We start from the raw sequence: 4,381 nt of genomic DNA, 5'->3' as shown, positions 1-4,381 counted from the left end.
TGCCAGCGGGAAGCGTGACGGCCTGTTGATTTAATCGAAATGAACAAGTTAATGATCCGCCGATGGGCGCTAGCCCCGGTTTTGTGGCGGCGAGAACCGCGGCTAGCGCCGTGCGACTAATTGAATCAATCGGCCGCTGGCGCCACGTGCTGGCATGGCTTGGCAGGCTGGCCGCCACTCCCACTGGTAGTGCTCTACGCAGAATCCGTCGGCTTGGGTATGGTGAGAAATCACGCTCTCCATCAATGGCATGGACTGACCTCACACGGGATTCAGCAACCGTTGGTGTCTAGCCTGGAGGCGATTCCCGGTCGCTGCTTGGCAGCGACACTGGGCGGCAAAAGCCTGTACACCAACACGTCTGTCCGTGCCATTCACGCTTCCCTTCCTTTAGACCTGCGACCCCCATGGCTGAACTGAACCTTGCGATCCGGATCGATTCGCTGGGATTGCCCCTGAAACGTGCCCTCGATGTCGCCGCCCAAATGGGCATCCGATCGGTGGAACTGAACGCCCGTCGCGAGATCCATCCCGAATCGCTGACCGACACGGGGCTGCGGCATCTGAAGAAGCTGCTGGATGAACGGAACCTCTCGGTCGCCAGTTTGCGGTTCCAGACCCGACGCGGCTATGACAACCCCCAAGACCTGCAGCGGCGGATCGAAGCGACCAAGGCGGCGATGAAACTGGCGTACAAATTGGGCTCGGCAGCCGTGATCAATTCCATCGGATTCGTCCCCGACGAGGAGAACGATCCGCGTTATGAAGCACTTGAAGCCGTGCTCAGTGACCTGGGCAGATATGGAGCCAAGGTCGGCGCGTTTCTGGCCGCGGAAACCGGCGCGGAGGCCGGAGAGAGCTTGGCGAGGTTGTTGGACAAGGACGAAGACGGGTTCGTCGCGGTGGCATTCAATCCAGGCCGCTTGATCGTCAATCGCCACAGTGTCACCGAGGCGGTCAAGGCGCTCAAAGACCGGATCCATGTCGTCTGCGCCACCGACGGTGTGTTGGACCTGGCAGCCGGACGCGGGCTGCACGTCCCGATCGGCGAAGGCACCGCGGACTTTCCACAGATCTTTGCCACGTTGGAAGACGTCGGATTCCGCGGCCCCTGCATCGTCGGACGCGAGGATTCATCGCTCGCAGAGCTTCAACAGGGAGTGCAGTACCTGGGGAATCTGGGGATGTAGCCCCAGATCCAGATTAATGCAGAGGCGAAACGAGACGAATCCAAATGCTCTGGCCTAAAGGCTAGACACCAACGGCGCTTGAGCCTTCGCCGGTGGCACGAGAATGTTCAATACAGATCCACCTTCATGAACGCGCTCGAAGACGTGACGATCACTCCGGTCGTCGTGCCGGCTTGGATCTTCAACTTCTCCGACTGCCCTGAACCGCCGGCCGGTTTGATTTCGATCGTGTAATTCCCCGGGTCGACCTCCCAGTTGAACCCCGTCTTGGGATCGCGCGCCCCGGCACCGGCGGCGATGGTGTAGTCGCGGCGATTGATCGTCAGCGTGGCCGCACTGGCGGTGTCGTTAGCGATGAACAGTCGCGCCTTGCCCGGTGCCGGCCAGAGTCCGGCTGCTTTCGCCGCCTGGGCATCGCGGGACACCAGCGTGATCGCGGTTTCGTCGCCCTTGCCGGCCAGCTGCACCGACAATCCGCCGCTCGGTCCGCTAAACGACAGCTCGGCGCTCTGACGATCAATCTTGGCATCCGCCGTCGCTTCGTTCCATTGCCCCCACTGTCCCGAGCCGAGTTGACGGCGGTAGAAATCAACCACAGCGCTGAGTTCTGCGGCGACGGTCGTCTGAATCACTTTGCGGAATGGGCTGCCTTCAGCAGCGATCCCTTCGTGGCCTTGCGGCACCGGCAACGCGTCGTAGCTGTCCGCGGGCAATCCACCGACCGGTTTTTGGCTGGCGGAGGCTTTTTGTCCTAGCACGCTGACGTCCACGCTGACTTCAAAGCTGTACGTGCTGTCCAGGAACTCAGCCGGTTTGGACATCCGTACGGTGCCACGTGCCCGTCCGTCTTCGATCACGATGGCGTCGTCCAGGTCGCTGTTGCTGCCGATGCTGTTGTTGTCGGCCCAGATCGAAACGGAGCTGACGTTGTCTTCGGCGTCGACCAACAATTTGATTTGCGGCGTGAATTCAAAGTAGTCATCCGCCGCAGGTCGGCCCAAGGCTGCGGTCAGCTTGTTCATGTTCAGCGGTCTTTCGGAGAACACGATGGCGGTCATCGGGTCGTCGAAGAACATCACGGGATACGCGACGACGTTGGACAGATTGTAGGTTCGGCCGCCGAGAGTCAGCTTGCCGAAATTGGGCAGCTTGGGTGCGCCGGCCAGTTGCTTGACGGGCGTGGAGTCGCGCGTCAGTACGGGCACGTCAAAGCTGATTTCGGCGGTGTAGACTTTGTCAAAAAAGTCACCGGGTTCTTTCAGCGCGACCGTGCCCCGCGCGCGGCCGTCTTCGACCAGTGCTGTGCCGACCAGCTCGTCGCCGGACCCGTGACCGGGTGTTCCGCCGGCTTGCAAACTCAACCGACGCGGTTGGTCATTTTCTCCGATCACGACCAACAAGTGTGGCTGCGGCCAGGATGGCCCGCCGTCGTCGTCTTCATCGCTTCCGGTTTTGCGCAGCCGCGCAACAAGTGGGTCTTGTTTGATCGCCTTTTGAGTGGCCACGATCTTGGTCGACCACTCGTCGTACTGGAAGACTTCATACGCGATGACGTGGGGCAGTTCGTAGGTCGTGCCATCCATCACGATGGTGCCTTTGTTGGGCAGCTTGGGCAAGTCGCCGATGCCTTGTTTCGGTTTCTCCTTTCGTGGTGGCAAATCCAGCGATGCGTCAACCACTTCGTCCGGAGTCGCCGATGCGGCAGCCATCTTTTTCGCCGCCTGAATCGCTTGTTCGGCTTCCTTCTTGGCCCGCGCGATCTCTTCCTTCATTCCATCCCACTGCATGCCCTTGGTTCGAAATTCGACTTCGCATCCGTCATCTTCGGCGGTCAGGTTGACCGTCAGCGAGGACTTCTTTTGCGAGAACGTCATGCTGACGTAGTGTGCGAAGTCCATCGTCGTCGCATCCTTCTTCCAGTTGCGTTTCTCGAGTTCCTGGACCAGGTATTGCTGGGTGGTTTTCAAATCCGATGGAGACTTAAATTCAACGGTTTCGAAGAAGTCGCTGTACTCCAAGTCGGTGGCATCGTCGGGGATCGGCAATTCCTTGGGCGTCGGTTGGTCGTCTTCTTCCCACATCATTCCGGTGGGCGTCAATCGGACCGCGGTTCCGCCGCCTTCTTCACTGACGCGGACAACCAACGACACGTTCCCCTTGGCAAAGGTCTGGACCCAAAAACTGCTCTGCAAATTGTCTTTTGCAGATTTCCGCCAACCCTGCTCGGTCAACTTTTGGGCGTAAAGGTTTCCGACCGATTTGAAGTCCGACGGCAATTGAAAGCGGACATCGCCGCGACGTTTCATCATGCTATATTGCGTCGCGCCCTCGGGAACGATCAGGTCCCGGACACGCATCTCCTGGGCGTCTGAGGGCGCCGGGAAAACGATGGCTGAAAGGACCAACAGAGCCGCCACGGAATGAAGAAGTCTGCGGGACATCGCGGTTTTCTCCTTGGGGGATCGTTCACATCGCTCCCAATATTTGAACAGGTGCGGGCGGAAAGGGCCAGCAAAAAGAGAAGCATCCCGGATAAACGTGGCGGTGGGAAAGTTCCGGAAAACGGGTCAGCCAGGCGGCTCAGCGGAGGACAATTGCGGACAATGGGTTCTACAAGCTGCGGGAACGAGTGTAGAACCGCTGTCCTCAGCTGTTCCCCCTGACCGCCCCGCGGCCACCCGCCCAATCCTCTCAGCCAGGCGGCTGGTCACGGCCAGGCCGGGACGGTTCATGACGTGGGTATGGATCATTGTCGTTTCCTGCAAAGTCTCCCGAATCGGCCGGAAATCGACTTCGCTTGATTGGAGCACGGTTCCTTGGTAGGCCTCGATCGCACGGGCAGCCTGCCATCGCCTCCAAGCCTGGATCTTGCGATCATGGAGGCTCTGTAGAAACGCGATCACCAACTCGCGTTTGACGGTGTGGTTGGGTGCCGCCGACTGATCGGCGACGACTGAGGGGAAGTCGGCATAGGCTTTCATCCAGCGAGGAAACCACTCCCGTTCCTTTGCTGGCAAATTCAAGAATCCCAGACAAGCGTCATACCGCTGGAGTGTCAGGATCGATTTTTCCCTCGTGTGATTCGATTGACCTCTCGATCGTAATGGCTGGCGGAGGTGTTGAACAGCCCGACAGAGCCCCGTACAATCGGGTGGTTTCCATTATCGGCAGTCCGACTGCCAAGATTTCAT

3 protein-coding genes are annotated in these 4,381 nt (G+C 59.3%); 1 reads left to right on the top strand and 2 read right to left on the bottom strand.

What is annotated here, in order from left to right; translation table 11 throughout:
* Positions 1-407 precede the first annotated feature (407 nt).
* Positions 408-1,190, top strand: coding sequence for a sugar phosphate isomerase/epimerase family protein (locus H1B37_RS02635; RefSeq protein ID WP_182865072.1), 783 nt, complete (start codon positions 408-410; stop codon positions 1,188-1,190).
* Positions 1,191-1,297: 107 nt separating this feature from the next.
* On the opposite strand, the gene H1B37_RS02630 is transcribed toward H1B37_RS02635, so the two are convergent.
* Positions 1,298-3,631 (bottom strand): hypothetical protein, encoded by a 2,334-nt coding sequence (locus H1B37_RS02630; RefSeq protein ID WP_182865071.1) that lies wholly within the window; start codon positions 3,629-3,631, stop codon positions 1,298-1,300.
* Between the two features lie 126 nt (positions 3,632-3,757).
* A complete protein-coding gene (locus tag H1B37_RS02625) occupies positions 3,758-4,171 on the bottom strand; it encodes a hypothetical protein (protein ID WP_182865070.1) in 414 nt (137 codons plus the stop codon).
* Between the last annotated feature and the right edge of the window lie 210 nt (positions 4,172-4,381).

Origin of the sequence: Stieleria mannarensis (genome assembly GCF_014154935.1) — a bacterium.
GTDB lineage: Bacteria > Planctomycetota > Planctomycetia > Pirellulales > Pirellulaceae > Stieleria > Stieleria mannarensis.
The sequence above is the reverse complement of the archived record's forward strand: the minus strand, read 5'-3'. Positions and strand labels throughout refer to the sequence as shown.

Bases quoted from the DNA above. Each gene is read 5' to 3' on its own strand.
- H1B37_RS02625 (WP_182865070.1), bottom strand. From the start codon at position 4,171: ATGAAAGCCTATGCCGACTTCCCCTCAGTCGTCGCCGATCAGTCGGCG.
- H1B37_RS02635 (WP_182865072.1), top strand. From the start codon at position 408: ATGGCTGAACTGAACCTTGCGATCCGGATCGATTCGCTGGGATTGCCC.
- H1B37_RS02630 (WP_182865071.1), bottom strand. From the start codon at position 3,631: ATGTCCCGCAGACTTCTTCATTCCGTGGCGGCTCTGTTGGTCCTTTCA.